At 62.2% G+C, this 14,287-nt stretch carries 13 protein-coding genes; 9 read left to right on the top strand and 4 right to left on the bottom strand.

The annotated features are described in order from the left end of the window. Window positions 1-97 precede the first annotated feature (97 nt). The 3 genes from ACX17K_RS06605 (at window position 98) to ACX17K_RS06595 (ending at window position 3,685) form a co-directional block, all read left to right on the top strand. Entirely contained in the window at window positions 98-1,786 is a 1,689-nt protein-coding gene (locus tag ACX17K_RS06605; protein WP_493774189.1) for an AMP-binding protein, read from the top strand. A gap of 93 nt (window positions 1,787-1,879) precedes the next feature. Next, a complete protein-coding gene (locus ACX17K_RS06600) occupies window positions 1,880-2,560 on the top strand; it encodes a UPF0149 family protein (RefSeq protein ID WP_493774188.1) in 681 nt (226 codons plus the stop codon). Between the two features lie 159 nt (window positions 2,561-2,719). Continuing rightward, window positions 2,720-3,685: a CE1 family esterase gene (locus ACX17K_RS06595; RefSeq protein ID WP_493774187.1), complete on the top strand. Its 966-nt coding sequence runs from the start codon at window positions 2,720-2,722 to the stop codon at window positions 3,683-3,685. A gap of 39 nt (window positions 3,686-3,724) precedes the next feature. Here the strand turns inward: ACX17K_RS06595 and ACX17K_RS06590 are convergent, their stop codons facing one another. From ACX17K_RS06590 to ACX17K_RS06580, 3 genes are all read right to left on the bottom strand, one after another. Beyond that, entirely contained in the window at window positions 3,725-4,243 is a 519-nt protein-coding gene (locus ACX17K_RS06590) for a DUF5610 domain-containing protein (RefSeq protein ID WP_493774186.1), read from the bottom strand. 17 nt (window positions 4,244-4,260) lie between these two features. Further along, window positions 4,261-4,905: a DUF5610 domain-containing protein gene (locus tag ACX17K_RS06585; protein WP_493774185.1), complete on the bottom strand. Its 645-nt coding sequence runs from the start codon at window positions 4,903-4,905 to the stop codon at window positions 4,261-4,263. 194 nt (window positions 4,906-5,099) lie between these two features. Further along, entirely contained in the window at window positions 5,100-6,884 is a 1,785-nt protein-coding gene (locus tag ACX17K_RS06580) for an acyl-CoA dehydrogenase C-terminal domain-containing protein (RefSeq protein WP_493774184.1), read from the bottom strand. A gap of 189 nt (window positions 6,885-7,073) precedes the next feature. On the opposite strand from ACX17K_RS06580, the gene ACX17K_RS06575 reads away from it, so the two are divergent. The 6 genes from ACX17K_RS06575 (at window position 7,074) to ACX17K_RS06550 (ending at window position 13,683) form a co-directional block, all read left to right on the top strand. Then, window positions 7,074-7,631 (top strand): DUF2062 domain-containing protein, encoded by a 558-nt coding sequence (locus ACX17K_RS06575; RefSeq protein ID WP_493774183.1) that lies wholly within the window; start codon window positions 7,074-7,076, stop codon window positions 7,629-7,631. Beyond that, window positions 7,618-8,175, top strand: coding sequence for an NUDIX domain-containing protein (locus ACX17K_RS06570; protein WP_493774182.1), 558 nt, complete (start codon window positions 7,618-7,620; stop codon window positions 8,173-8,175). The genes ACX17K_RS06575 and ACX17K_RS06570 overlap by 14 nt, the downstream gene beginning before the upstream one ends. Next, complete coding sequence (locus ACX17K_RS06565; protein WP_104946755.1) at window positions 8,162-8,479, top strand: PilZ domain-containing protein; 318 nt, start codon at window positions 8,162-8,164, stop codon at window positions 8,477-8,479. Before ACX17K_RS06570 ends, ACX17K_RS06565 begins: the two co-directional genes overlap by 14 nt. A 303-nt stretch (window positions 8,480-8,782) precedes the next feature. Further along, window positions 8,783-10,711 (top strand): PrkA family serine protein kinase, encoded by a 1,929-nt coding sequence (locus tag ACX17K_RS06560; protein ID WP_231150602.1) that lies wholly within the window; start codon window positions 8,783-8,785, stop codon window positions 10,709-10,711. Between the two features lie 153 nt (window positions 10,712-10,864). Then, window positions 10,865-12,145: a YeaH/YhbH family protein gene (locus ACX17K_RS06555; RefSeq protein WP_493774181.1), complete on the top strand. Its 1,281-nt coding sequence runs from the start codon at window positions 10,865-10,867 to the stop codon at window positions 12,143-12,145. Then, complete coding sequence (locus tag ACX17K_RS06550) at window positions 12,142-13,683, top strand: SpoVR family protein (protein ID WP_493774180.1); 1,542 nt, start codon at window positions 12,142-12,144, stop codon at window positions 13,681-13,683. The genes ACX17K_RS06555 and ACX17K_RS06550 overlap by 4 nt, the downstream gene beginning before the upstream one ends. A 96-nt stretch (window positions 13,684-13,779) precedes the next feature. On the opposite strand, the gene ACX17K_RS06545 is transcribed toward ACX17K_RS06550, so the two are convergent. After that, complete coding sequence (locus ACX17K_RS06545) at window positions 13,780-14,247, bottom strand: hypothetical protein (protein ID WP_231162232.1); 468 nt, start codon at window positions 14,245-14,247, stop codon at window positions 13,780-13,782. Window positions 14,248-14,287 lie beyond the last annotated feature (40 nt).

Below are 14,287 nucleotides of genomic sequence, written 5' to 3'. Positions count from 1 at the left end.
AGGCGCGATTGTAGCGTTTTTCCCACGCGGCTTGCTGAAAGCTTGATTTACGTTTACGTAATCGTCAATCTGTTCCTTCGTTGATGGGGGAGTTTCAATGCAGAAGGCCAGTCATGCCCAAGGCGCCAGCGATCAGCCCTTGCTGGCGCAGACGATAGGACGATTTTTCGACGATGCCTGCGAGCGTCATGGGGAGAGCCTGGCGCTGCGGGTGCGGCATCAGGATGTCGCGTGGAGCTATGGCGAGCTGCGCGGGCAGGTGGACCGCGTGGCCTGCGGCTTGCTGCGGCTGGGCTTGCAAGCCGGCGACCGCGTGGGCATCTGGTCGCAGAACCGCGCGGAATGGGTGCTGGTGCAGTTCGCCGCCGCCAAGGCCGGCTTGGTGTTGGTCAATATCAATCCCGGTTATCGCCGCGCCGAACTGGAATACGCGTTGAACAAGGTGGGATGCCGGGCGCTGGTGTTGTCGCCAAGCTTCAAGAGCAGCGATTACGTGGAGATGATCCGCGATCTGGCCCCGGAGCTGGACCGCTGCGGTCCCGGCGAGTTGCGGGCCGAGCGTCTGCCCGAGTTGCGCTGGGTGGTGCGCATCGGCCAGCAGAGCCTGCCTGGCATGTTGGCGTTTTCCGCGCTGCTGGCGGAACCATCCGCGGACGAGCTGGCGGCGTTGCAGGCGCTGGGCGAAACGCTGCGGGCCGAGCAGGCGGTGAATATCCAGTTCACTTCCGGCACTACCGGCCATCCCAAGGGCGCGACGCTGTCCCACCGCAACATTCTCAACAACGCCTGGTTCGTCGGCGCCGCGATGCGGCTGGAGCCGGCCGACAAACTGTGCATCCCGGTGCCGCTCTACCACTGTTTCGGCATGGTGATGGGCTCGCTGAGCTGCCTTTGCCACGGCGCGGCCATGGTGTTTCCAGCCGAGGGCTTCGACGCGCTTTCCGTGCTGGAGGCGGCGCAGGAGGAGCGCTGCACCGCGCTGCACGGCGTGCCGACCATGTTCATCGCCATGCTCGACCATCCGCGCTTCGCCGAGTTCGACCTGTCCAGCCTGCGAACCGGCATCATGGCCGGCAGTCCCTGCCCGGTGGAGGTGATGAGACGGGTGATAGACCGGATGCACATGGCCGAGGTGACCATCTGCTACGGCATGACCGAGACCAGCCCGGTCAGCCTGCAAAGCGCCACCGACACGCCACTGGAGCAGCGCGTCGCCACGGTGGGAGCGGTCCATCCGCATGTGGAGGTCAAGATCATCGATGCCGATGGCGGCATCGTGCCTCGCGGCCAGAGCGGCGAGCTGTGCGTACGCGGCTATTCGGTGATGCTGGGCTATTGGGAAGACGAAGAGATGACGCGCGCCGTCATCGACGCCGATGGCTGGATGCACACCGGAGATCTGGCGGCGATGGGCGACGACGGCGCAGTCAACATCGTCGGCCGGCTCAAGGACATGGTGATACGCGGCGGCGAGAACGTGTATCCGCGCGAGATAGAGGAGTTCCTGTACCGCCACCCCAAGATCCAGGATGTGCAGGTGGTCGGCGTGCCGGACGCGCGCTATGGCGAGGAGCTGTGCGCCTGGATCCGGCTGCGGGACGGCGAACGGGCGACGGAGGACGAAATCCGTTCTTTCTGCCAGGGGCAGATCGCCCATTACAAGATCCCCCGCTACATCGAGTTCGTCGACGGCTTTCCGATGACCGTCACCGGCAAGATACAGAAGTACCTGATGCGGCGAACGATGGTGGAAAAACTGGGCCTGAGCGACGCCAGGACGGCCTGATCGAGGACAAGAACGCTAGTCGAAATGCGAGGCCGCCGCCGCGCTTTTGGCTTACAATGCCGCCAGACCAGATACATCCAGAGGAATCACACCATGACCGCAACCGTTTTCAACGATGCAGACCTGACCCGTCTCGAAACCCTGCTGACCCCGCTGTCGGCCAGCGGCAGCACCATGCGCCCGGACGAGGTGCAGGGCTTCTTCTCCGCCCTGGTCAGCGGTCCGGACGCGGTGGGCACTGACTTCTGGCTGCCGGAAGTGCTGGGCGACGCGCCGGCTTTTGAAAATCCGGCCGACGAAACCGAACTGAAAGCCCTGCTGCAGAAGCTGTTCGATTCCACCCGCGACGCGCTGGCCGCGGGCGATGAGCTGGACCTGATTCTGTACGCCGAGGAAGACAGCGGCGAAGAAGGCGAGCCGGATTACTGGCCGTGGGCCAACGCCTACCTGTACGCGCTGGATCTGGTCGATACCGACTGGTTCGAAGTGGCGGAAGAGGATGAGGGCTTCGAAAGCCTGATGATGCCGATGCTGGTGTTGGGCGGCGCTTTCGAGGATGAGGAAGGCGGCGAAGACCTGCTGACTTTCACCGACGAAGAAGTCGACGGCTACAAAGGCGAGCTGAGCGACGCGCTGGCCGCGGTGTTCGCCTACTGGCGCGCCAAGGACCAGGCCCCCACCACCGTTCGCCGCGAAGGCGACAAGGTGGGCCGCAACGATCAGTGCCCGTGCGGCAGCGGCAAGAAATACAAGGCCTGCTGCGGCGCCAACTGAGGCGGACAGGACCATGAAAAAAGCGGACTTCGGTCCGCTTTTTGTTTTCCCCCGCCGCGGGCTCCCTGCCTGGCAGCCTGGCATGGCGCTGGCCGGAAGCCTGAGCGGGTGATAGAACGAAATCATGGCGAAAGGGGCCGGCGGGCCTGGGAGGCGGCGATGGATTGGAAAACGTGGTTCTGCGGCGGAGCGGCCGTTTTGGCCGCCGCCGCTTCGCTGGGCGCGGAGGTGGCGTCGATGCGGATTCAGCGTCCGGAAGGTCCGCGCGATTATCTGCTTGCGACGCCGCATCCCTTGCCGGCAGGCAAGCGTCCCTTGGTGATTCTGCTGCATGGCCACGGCGGTTCGGCGCGTCAACTGCTGGGTTTGGGGGCCGGGGCGGCGCCGCTGTCGCAGTGGATGGAGATCGCCGACCGCGAAGGCTTGCTGCTGGCGGTTCCCGATGGCGCGCGCGGCGGCGACGGCAAACAGGGTTGGCATGATTGCCGGGCCGACGCAGTCAAGAACCCGCAGACCGACGACGTCGGCCTGATCGCCGCCATCATCCGGCGCGAAGTGACAGAGCGCGGCGCCGATCCGGCGCGCGTCTACGCTATGGGCATGTCGAATGGCGGCATGATGGTTTTCCGCCTGGCCAGCGAGTTGGGCGATCGTCTAGCCGCCTTTGCCACGGTCGGCGCGTCGATGGCGCGCAACAGCGATTGCGCCGCGCCCAGCCACCCCTTGTCTGCGCTGATCATCTCAGGTACCGGAGATCCGGTTGTGCCTTACGCCGGCGGCCAGGTCCGTCTGTTTGACAGCAAGGGAAGGGGCGAGGTGATGCCGGTGGCGGACAGCGCCGCGTTCTGGCGCCGGCTGGACGACCTGCCGGACATCCCGCATGTCACCGCGCAGTTGCCGCATGCGAATGCCGATGATTCGACCCGGGCCACGCTGACGCAATGGGGAGAAGAGGGGGCGGGGCGCAGGGTGCTGCTGCTGACCATCAGCGGCGGCGGCCATGTCGAGCCTAGCATGGCCCATCGGGTCGGCGCGTTATACACGCATCTGCTGGGGCATCAGAATGGCGATGTTGAGTCGGCGGAGCTGGCCTGGAAGCTGTTTCTCGATCAGAGAAAACCGTAATCCCAGCACCTGTCGGAAACGCGCGGCCTTGATGCGGGGCTAGACAGCCTGCAGCCTCTCCTCGAACAGCTGCTGGGCCAGCAGGAACAAGCCTTGCAACTGGTCGGCGACGACGGGTGTGTAGACGTTCAATTGGCGCAGAACCTGGCAGGTTTCCTGGTAGCCGCGCTCCAGCCCGGAGCGCGCCAGCGGCGCGAATGCCTGCAGCAGCGCCTGGGAGGACAGGTCTTCGTGCTGCCGGCGATAAAGCTCCAGCAGGATTTCCATGCCCAGCAGAAGGCGCTGGCTGTGGCTGCCGCCGGTCAGCTCGTTTTCCGGCGGCAGCACCGGTTCGATGTCCAGGCCGGCCAGGCGGGAGATTTGATCCATGGCCGCGCTGAACAGCAGCTCGGCGGCTTGCGCGCCCTGGCTGAGGCTGATGTCGGCGCTGTCTTCGCCCGCTGGCTTGCCGCCGTGCTGGCCGTTCCGGTACGAGACGGCGAACGGCTCATGGTTGCCGGCCGGCCGCGGCTGCACGCCGCGGATCGGTTGCACGGTGATATCGTTATCCACCGCCATCGCCGTCTCCCGCTGGCTCAGCTAGCGCTGGCCTGGCTGCTTCCCGTTCCGGACGAGGCCGATTGGGCGCTGGAGGACAGGTTGCTTTGCAGGAAGGCGTCCAGGCCTTTTTCGACCAGATCCTTGGTTTTCTCCACCCCGCTTTGCACGTCGCCGTTGAACACCTTGAGGCTCTTCAGAACGTCGGTGGCTTCGCCGTAACCCTGTTCGAATCCCTGGCGGATCAGGCTGACGAAATTTCGCGCCTGGTCGTCGGCGCTGAGTTCGGGGTGCTGTTGCTGGTACAGCGCGAACATGCTGGTGGCGCCGTCCAGGATGCGCTTGGAAGTGGCTTCCGGCGAGTTGTCGTCGCTCTGGCCGTCCTGCTGGATGGAAATGCTCAACTGCGTGCTGCTGACCTGGAGAGAGGCGCTGCCCTGAGTTTGCTGCGAGCCGTTCTGGTCGGAGAAATCGGCGTTGAGAATCTGGGTGATATTGGTGAGCGAGGCGTGGAACAGCAGAGTTTGAGACTGCTTGCCGCTGCTGATCGACACGTCCAGCGATTGCACCAGCACCGAGTTGAGCTGGTTGCGGGCGTTCTGGGCGCTGTAGGCGGAGTTCTGGGCCGGTTGCGCGCTGCCGGCCTGGCCGGGCTGATTGTTGTTCAGAGAAGATATCGACATCACGGACTCCTGTCGGCGCGTCGTTATTTGGCTGGCGCACGCTTGTGGTGGTTGAGAGGACAACTCCAGTATGCCCCGATATCGGCAATCCGGCCGAAAACTTGGGGGCAGGGTGGGCAAGTAAGTGATTTTGCTGATCAAAATGACACAGGCCGCGCCTGGGCGCGGCCTGAAGAACAGCGATGCGTCGATGCTTAGAAGACGAAGTGCTCCTCGTCCAGCGCCATCAGCGGCTTGGCACCGGTCTTGATGCTGGCTTTCAGCGCTTCGGCTTCCGGCAGCAGCTTGGCGTAGTAGAAGCGGGCGGTGGCGATCTTGGCGTTGTAGAACGCGTCATCGCCCTGGCCCAGCTTGGCGAACGACACTTCTGCCATGCGCGCCCACAGCCAGGCGTAGGTCAGGTGGCCGATCAGGCGCAGGTAGTCGGAAGCGGCCGCGCCGGCTTCATCCTTGTCCTGCATGCTGGCCATCCCTACGCCCATGGTGAGCTCGCCCACTTCCTTCATCAGCTTGGCGAGAGGATTGGCGAATTCGCCCAGCTGCGGATGGCCTTCGTGCTGCTGGCAGAACTTGTGGATCAGCTTGGTGAATTTGCGCAACTTGGCGCCCTGGTCCAGCAATACCTTGCGGCCCAGCAGGTCGATCGCCTGGATGCCGTTGGTGCCTTCGTAGATCTGCGAGATGCGGGCGTCGCGCACCAATTGCTCCATGCCCCATTCGCGGATGTAGCCGTGGCCGCCGAACACCTGCACGCCGTGGTTGGCGGCAGCGAAGCCGTTATCGGTCATGAAAGCCTTGGCCACCGGGGTGAGCAGCGCCACCAGGTCGGCGGCGTCGGCGCGGACGGCTGCGTCCGGATGCTTGTCCTCGATGTCCAGCTGCAGCGCCAGCAGGCCGGCCAGCGCGCGGCCGGCTTCGGTGTAGGCCTTCTGCGTCAGCAGCATGCGGCGCACGTCGGGGTGGACGATGATGGGATCAGCCGCTTTGTCCGGGCATTTTGCGCCATTCAGCGCGCGCATCTGCAGTCGTTCGCGGGCATAGGCCAGCGCGCCTTGGAACGAGGCTTCGCCCAGACCCAGACCCTGCATGCCGCAGCCGAGGCGGGCGGCGTTCATCATGGTGAACATGCAGGACAGGCCCTTGTTGGCTTCGCCGATCAGCCAGCCTTTGGCGCCGTCCAGGTTGATCACCGCGGTGGCGTTGGCCTTGATGCCCATCTTGTGTTCCAGGCTGCCGCAGGCGACGGCGTTGCGGCTGCCGTCCTTCAGGTATTTGGGCACGATGAACAGCGAGATGCCCTTCACATCCTTGGGCGCGTCCGGCAGGCGGGCCAGCACCAGGTGGATGATGTTGTCGGACAGGTCGTGCTCGCCGGCGGAGATGAAGATCTTGGTGCCGCTGATGAGGTAGCTGCCGTCGGCCTGAGGCTCGGCCTTGGACTTCAGCAGCCCCAGGTCGGTGCCGCAGTGCGGCTCGGTCAGGCACATGGTGCCGGTCCAGCTGCCGTCCACCAGCTTGGGCAGGTAGGTCGCCTTCTGCTCGTCGGTGCCGTGGGCGTGGATGGCGGAATAGGCGCCGTGGGACAGGCCCGGGTACATCGACCACGCCACGTTGGCGGAGCACTGCATTTCCATGATGGGGAAACCCAGGCTCTTGGGCAGGCCCTGGCCGCCGTAGGCCGGGTCGCAGTCCAGCGCCGGGAAGCCCAGCTCGCAATACTGCTTGTACGCTTCCTTGAAGCCGGCTGGAGTGGTGACCGACTTGGTGGCGCTGTCGTAGTGACAGCCTTCCTCGTCGCCCTGGCGGTTCAGCGGCGCGAGTTCGGATTCGCAGAATTGGGCCGCTTGTTCCAGGTAGGCGCTGAAGATGTCCTGGGTGGCTTCTTCATATCCCGGCAATGTGGGGATGATGTCCTGTACCTTGATCAACTCGTTGAGAACGAAATCAAAATCGCGCAGCGGGGCTTTGTAAGCGGGCATTCGGTTTCTCCAGTTGGTTGGCGCCGCCTGGTGCGTGCCAGGGCGATACGTTGTTATGATGAGACCCTGTGTAGGCTGGGGTATTCATTCAAACGCTTGTTTAAATTATTCCCGGGATTTTGACAACTAAATCGCGCTCGCGCCTTGGCGGGGGTGTGGTTTAACGGCAACGCGACGGCAAGAAATGGAATGACCTGGCTTAAACGCAAGATGCGCCGCTTTTCCGCGGCGCGGCATAGTTGGTTCGCGCGCCCAGGCATGCGGCGGCTGGCGCCGTACCTGGATCGGCCGGCCTATTGGTCGTTCAATCGCCGCAAGGTGGCGATGGGCGTGGCGGTGGGGCTGTATTCGGGCGTGATGCCGGGCTTCACGCAAAAGGCCACGGCGCTGGTTCTGGCCTTGCTGCTGCGGGTGAACATTCCGGCGGCGATGGTGGTTTCGCTGTACAGCAATCCGTTGACCGTGCTGCCGCTGTACTATCTGGCCTATTGCTATGGACGATGGCTGCTGGGCTCGGACGCAGCGGCTACAATGACGGCGCCCCCGGGTTTGCTCGCGCTGGGGCCGGCGGCCTGGGCGCGGCAGACTCTGGGGTGGCTGATTGATTTGGGCTGGCCGCTGCTGGTGGGCATGCCGGCGTTGGGAGCGACCCTGGGCGCGGCGGGCTATCTGGCCACCCGGGTATTGTGGCGCTGGGCGGTGGTCAGCGCATGGAACGATAGAAAGGCGAAGTGTGGATCTCGTTGAAAAGCGGTTGTCGTCGGAGCTGGTCTACCAGGGCGGATTCATCAATGTGCGCAAGGACCGGGTAGCCTTGCCGGACGGCAACGAGTCCTCGCGCGAATACATTCTTCATCCCGGCGCGGTGGCCGTGCTGGCGATCACGCCGGAAGGCGAGCTGGTGCTGGAGCGGCAATACCGTTATCCGGCCGGTCGCGAGTTCATCGAGATCCCCGCCGGCAAGATCGATCCGGACGAAGCGCCGGAACAGACCGCCAAGCGGGAGCTGCTGGAAGAGACCGGCTACCGGGCCGGCCGCTGGACGTATCTGGGCACCGCCCACCCTTGCATCGGATATTCCAACGAAAAAATCAGCTATTACCTCGCGCAAGAACTTATGCTTAGCGAAAGGCAACTGGACGCCGGCGAGTTTCTGGAAGTATTGACCGTGCCTCTGGACGCCGCGATGAACATGGCGCTGACCGGCGAAATTTGCGACAGCAAATCCATTGTCGGCCTGCACTGGCTGGCGGCCTACTTGGGCGGGAGGATGCGGGGTGTCGAGATTTGACGCGTATTACGACCGGCGGCGAGGCCGCCGGGTAAGCATGGGGTGCAAGGCCCGGATCAAGTCGTTGTTGAGCGGGCAGACGTTTTACGGGGAGTGCGTGGATCTGTCGGTGGACGGCATGGCCTTGCGCTCAGCCTTCGTGCCGCAATTCGGCGAGCGTCTCAGCGTGATCGTGCTGGTGCCCGGCGTCGGCGCCACTTCGGGCAAACCGTTCGAGGCCGAGGTGGAGGTCAAGCGCTGCAATGAAGTGCAGCGCGGGCTGATTTATGAAATAGGCGTGCGCATCCTGGTGCGAAAAACCTGAACGGCGAGATATTCATCGTTTTCAGGCACTAATTTCAGTAGCCATTACAAGAATTTACTAAGCTTCATCTATTGTTACAAAAATCCGCAATTAAAAAAATCCATTGATTCAAAGGCTTCCCTCGCACAATGTTCTCGGCACTGCCTGAACCCGGTTCTGACCGGCTTTTGTCCGGTTGATTGGCGCTGCTATGCTATACCCAAAACAGAACCGGAGACACAGTCAGTACTCTAATTCAGCAAGGGGAAAGGCAGATTGCGAGTTGCAGCGCGCCCGGCCCCTGCTACCAGCCAGGAGAGAGTCATGCACCCGGATATCTTCAGTCACTACGCAGTGCGATACGACAAGACCCGCGAGGAGGAGTACACGATCCAGGAGTACCTGGAGCTGTGCAAGAAAGATCCGGGGGCTTACGCCACCGCGGCCGAGCGCATGCTGACCGCCATCGGCGAGCCCGAGCTGGTGGACACCCGCCACGATTCCCGGCTGTCCCGAATTTTCTCCAATAAAGTCATCAAGGTTTATCCGGCGTTCCGCGATTTCTACGGCACGGAGGAGGTGATCGAGCAGGTGGTCGCCTACTTCCGCCACGCGGCACAGGGCCTGGAAGAGAAAAAGCAGATTCTCTACCTGCTGGGGCCGGTGGGCGGCGGCAAGTCGTCGATCGCCGAGAAGCTGAAAGAGCTGATGGAGCTGGTGCCGTTCTATTGCCTGAAAGGCAGCCCGGTCAACGAGTCGCCATTGTCGCTGTTCAGCTATGACGAGGACGGCTCGATACTGGAGGAGCAGTATGGAATCCCGCGCCGCTACCTGAAATCCATCCCCAGTCCCTGGGCGGTCAAGCGCCTGCACGAGTTCAATGGCGACATCGGCCAGTTCCGCGTGGTCAAGCGTTATCCGTCGGTGCTGCGCCAAGTGGCGGTTGCCAAAACCGAGCCGGGCGACGAGAACAATCAGGACATCAGCTCGCTGGTGGGCAAGGTGGACATCCGCAAACTGGAGAAATACGCGCAGGACGATCCGGACGCCTACAGCTACTCCGGCGGCTTGTGCCTGGCCAACCAGGGCTTGCTGGAGTTCGTCGAGATGTTCAAGGCGCCGATCAAGGTGCTGCATCCGCTGCTGACCGCCACCCAGGAAGGCAACTTCAAGGGCACCGAGGGTTTCGGCGCGATTCCATTCGACGGCATCATCCTCGCGCACTCCAACGAGAGCGAGTGGAAGCAGTTCCGCAACAACAAGAACAACGAAGCCTTCCTCGACCGGATCTACATCGTCAAGGTGCCTTATTGCCTGCGCGTGGCCGAGGAAATCAAGATCTACGACAAGCTGATCCGCAACTCCTCGCTGGGCAAGGCGCCGTGCGCGCCGGGCACGTTGAAGATGATGGGCCAGTTCGCGGTGCTGTCGCGCTTGAAGGAGCCGGAAAATTCCAGCCTGTACAGCAAGATGCAGGTGTACGACGGCGAGAATCTGAAGGATACCGATCCCAAGGCCAAATCGCTGCAGGAATACCGCGATTATGCCGGCGTGGACGAAGGCATGAGCGGATTGTCGACGCGCTTCGCCTACAAGATCCTGTCCAAGGTGTTCAACTTCGACCACAGCGAGGTGGCAGCCAATCCGGTGCACTTGCTGTATGTAATAGAGCAGCAGGTCGAGCGCGAACAATTCCCGGCCGAAACGGAACAGAAATACCTGACGTTCCTGAAGGAATATCTGGCGCCGAAATACGTTGAATTCATCGGCAAGGAAATTCAAACCGCTTATCTGGAAAGTTATTCCGAATACGGGCAGAACATTTTCGACCGTTACGTAACTTTCGCTGATTACTGGATTCAGGATCAGGAGTATCGCGATCAGGATACCGGTGAAATCTTCGATCGCACGTCTCTTAATGCCGAACTGGAGAAAATCGAGAAGCCGGCTGGAATTTCCAATCCCAAGGATTTCCGCAATGAGATCGTCAATTTCGTGCTGCGGGCCCGCGCCAACAATGGCGGGAAAAATCCTACCTGGACCAGCTACGAGAAGCTGCGCACGGTGATAGAGAAGAAGATGTTCTCCAACACCGAGGAGTTGCTGCCGGTGATCTCCTTCAACGCCAAGGCCAGCGCCGAGGATGCCAAGAAGCACGAGGACTTCGTCAACCGCATGGTGGAGAAGGGCTATACCGCGAAGCAGGTGAGGCTGTTGTGCGAGTGGTACCTGCGCGTGCGCAAATCCTCATAAGCCGCCTGAGCCGGCCCGGCCCGTGAGCCGGGCCGGCAGGAGGCGTCGGGTCCGCGCGGCTCGGCGACAAGGAGACACAACCGCGCGCGGCGATCGGCCACGGATTCCGGCAAGGAAGCCGGCAGCCGCCAGCTGCGCGCCAGAGAGGTGGCTATGTCCCACATCATAGACAGACGCCTCAACGGCAAGAACAAGTCGGCGGTCAATCGCGAACGCTTTCTTCGCCGTTTCAAGGCGCAAATCAAGGAAGCCGTCTCCAAGGCGATCAAGGGGCGGAGCATCACCGATATCGAGAGCGGGGAAAAGGTATCCATCCCGGTGAAGGACATTTCCGAGCCAAACTTCCATCATGGAAAGGGCGGCGTTTGGGAAAACGTTCATCCCGGCAACGAGGAGTTCATCAAGGGAGACCGCGTTCCGCGGCCGCAGGGTGGAGCCGGCGGCGGCGGCAGCAAGGCCAGCCAGGATGGCGAGGGCGAGGACGATTTTGTGTTCCAGCTGTCGCGCGAGGAATTCATGAATGTGTTCTTCGACGACCTGGCCCTGCCCAATCTGGTCAAGACGCAGCTGATGGGCATCGAGGAGATGAAGACGGTGCGCGCCGGCTACACCAACGACGGCACGCCCACCAATATCAACATCGTCCGTTCGCTGCGAGGCGCGCTGGCGCGTCGGGTGGCGATGGCCGCGCCGACGCTCAGCAGCATAGACGAGGCGGAGGAGGAGCTCGATACCCTGATCGAGTCCGACGATGACAATGCGATGGAGGTGCGCGACAGGCGGCAGCGCATCCACCAGATGAAGGAACGTCTGGCCAGCATTCCGTGGATAGATCCGTTCGACCTGCGCTACAACAACCGAGTCAAGCAGCCCAAACCGACCAGCCAGGCAGTGATGTTCTGCATCATGGACGTGTCCGGCTCGATGGACGAGCAGAAGAAGGATATGGCCAAGCGCTTCTTCATCCTGCTCTACATGTTCCTGCAGCGGAATTACGAGAAGATCGAAGTCGTGTTCATCCGCCACCATACCAGCGCGGTGGAGGTCAATGAGCAGGATTTCTTCCATTCCCGCGAGAGCGGCGGCACTGTGGTGTCGTCGGCGCTGAATCTGATGAGCGACGTCATCCGCAAGCGCTACGCCAGCAGCGAGTGGAACATCTACGCCGCCCAGGCCTCCGACGGCGACAACTGGGACAGCGACTCGGCCAATTGCGGCCGCATTCTGGAAGAGAACCTGCTGCCGTACTGCCAGTATTTCGCCTACATCGAGATCACCGAAGGCGAGCCGCAGAACCTGTGGTACGAGTACCTGAAGGTCAAGGCTCAGTGCCCGCAGTTCGCGATGCAGAAAATCCGCTCCGCATCCGACATTTATCCGGTGTTCCGGGAACTGTTCAAGCGCCAGCCGGCGAATGGGAGGGTGTCGGCATGAAACGGACGCGCAAGGGGGAGGGCATGGCGCCGATTTCCACTGGGTCGGAATGGACTTTCGATCTGGTCGGCGAATACGACCGCGCGATTCGAGAGATCGCCGTGGGCGAATTCAAGCTGGACGTGTATCCGAACCAGCTGGAAATCATCACCGCCGAGCAAATGATGGATGCCTACGCCTCGGTGGGCATGCCGGTCAATTACAACCACTGGAGCTACGGCAAGCATTTCGTCTCCACGGAGAAGAGCTACAAGCGCGGCCAGATGGGGCTGGCTTATGAAATCGTGATCAATTCCAACCCCTGCATCGCCTATCTGATGGAAGAGAATTCCATGATGATGCAGGCGCTGGTGATCGCCCACGCCGCCTATGGCCACAACAGTTTTTTCAAGGGCAACTACCTGTTCCGCTCCTGGACCGACGCCTCGGCCATCATCGACTACCTGGTGTTCGCCAAGAGCTACATCATGAAGTGCGAGGAGCGCTACGGCATAGACGAGGTGGAAGAGCTGCTGGATTCCTGCCACGCGCTGATGAATTACGGCGTCGACCGCTACAAGCGGCCGCAGAAGCTGTCGCTGGCCAAGGAGCAGGCGCGCCAGGAAGAGCGCGAGCATTATCTGCAGATGCAGGTGAACGACCTGTGGCGTACGATACCGAAGCGGGACAAGGATGGCGGCGACAAGATGCCGCCGCGCTTCCCGGCTGAGCCGCAGGAGAACATCCTGTACTTCATCGAGAAGTCGGCGCCGCTGCTGGAGCCCTGGCAGCGCGAGGTGGTGCGCATCGTGCGCAAGGTGGCCCAGTACTTCTATCCGCAGCGGCAGACCCAGGTGATGAACGAGGGCTGGGCGACTTTCTGGCACTACACCATCATGAACAGGCTGTACGACAAGGGCCTGATCACCGACGGCTACATGCTCGAGTTCCTGCAGAGCCACACCAATGTGGTGTCTCAGCCGCCGGTCACCGCGCGGTGGTACAGCGGGATCAATCCCTATGCGCTGGGTTTCTCGATGTACCAGGACATCAAGCGCATTTGCGAGGAGCCTACCGACGAGGACCGCGCCTGGTTCCCGGACCTGGCCGGCAGCGATTGGCGGGAGTCGCTGGAGTTCGCGATGCGCAACTTCAAGGACGAAAGCTTCATCTCCCAATACCTGTCGCCCAAGCTGATCCGCGATTTTCGCCTCTTTTCGATCCGCGACGACGACCGCGACGACAAGCTGGAGATTTCCAGCATTCACGACGAGGAAGGATATCGGGACATCCGCGGCAAGCTGGCCGAGCAATACAATCTGGGCTCGCGCGAGCCCAATATCCAGGTGTGGTCGGTCAATATGCGCGGAGACCGCAGTCTGACGCTGCGCCATACCATGCATAACCGTCGGCCGCTGGAGGAACAGAGCGCGCAAGAGGTGTTGAAGCACGTATGCCGGCTGTGGGGCTTCGACGTCCGGCTGGAGAGCGTGGACATCAACGGCGAGGTCAAGCAGGTGTACGAGGTGCAGGCGGTGAGAGAGACGGAAACAGCCTGAAGCCTTTGGGCGTGGATCAAAACGGACGGCGCGGGCGCGCCGTCCGTTTTCTTTTCCTGCCAGCCAGGCCGAGAGGCTGGGCTGGCGGCTGCGGGATCAGGCGGTGCCGGCCACCGGCGACAGCCGGCAGTGGGAACGGTCTTCGAAGCTGCCGTTGGGTTCGCCCCAGGCCTGGGCGTACAGCACCTGGCCATTGGCTTCGACGCGAATGGTGATTTCCTGACGGAAATGCTCGCTCAGGCTGCGGGGGCCGCTGGCGAACACCACTTCCAGCACGCCGTGTCCACTTTCCGCCTGGCGTATCGCCGGGTGGGCCAGCACATAGGGCAGCTCGTCCATTACCGGCCACAGGCACAGCGTGCCGTCGGGCAGATAGCCGAGCAGGGTGGTTTCTCGATGCAGGATTTCGCCGTCGGTGCCGCTGGCCGTATAGTGCAGCAGCAGCGCGCGCTGGCCGGGCAAGGCCTGCCAGTGCAGGCAGCCGGTGAAGGTCTGGTCTTCGTGGTTGATGCCTTCGCCACAGAACTGGTTGGGAAGCGATTGCAGAGCGGCTAGCAGCGGCATGACTTCTCTCTTCCGGTTGCGGATGCGAGACGGTCAGGAT

The organism is Chromobacterium sp. INPA-IVC (assembly GCF_059047085.1).
The sequence above is the reverse complement of the archived record's forward strand: the minus strand, read 5'-3'. Positions and strand labels throughout refer to the sequence as shown.